Genomic DNA, 348 nt, shown 5'->3' on the forward strand with positions numbered 1-348 from the left:
CTGGGCGTCCCAGGTGACCTGCCATTCGGCGAACTTACGCAAGCCCGAGTCCTTGAGCCGGAGTGCGGCCAGATACGGCACGGCCTCGTCCGCCAGCAGCGCCACCAGGTTGGTGAGCACGCCGGCCTGCCGCTTGGTCGACCACAGCTCCAGCGCCTCGGCCACACCGCTCAGCCTCGGATCGGTCTCGACCTTCGCGGCGAGCTGACGCACCGATTGAGGCTGCGGGTACCCGTTGGGGTCCTTCCACAGCTCCGGGGTCTCTAGCCTGTCCAGGATCCACGCCGCCAGAGCTGCGCGGACCCGTTCGGCCCACGGCACCGAGGACCAGCGCCGCTTGTACTCGGG

Annotated in this window: 1 protein-coding gene; it reads right to left on the bottom strand. The window is 69.5% G+C overall.

Annotation, left to right across the window (positions count from 1 at the left end; all coding sequences use genetic code 11):
• Positions 1-348: DUF7008 domain-containing protein (locus tag G6017_RS16410; protein ID WP_194307908.1), on the bottom strand; the 348-nt coding region annotated here is incomplete at both ends.

The sequence above is a fragment of the Dietzia sp. B44 genome, assembly GCF_014145245.1.
GTDB lineage: Bacteria > Actinomycetota > Actinomycetes > Mycobacteriales > Mycobacteriaceae > Dietzia > Dietzia natronolimnaea.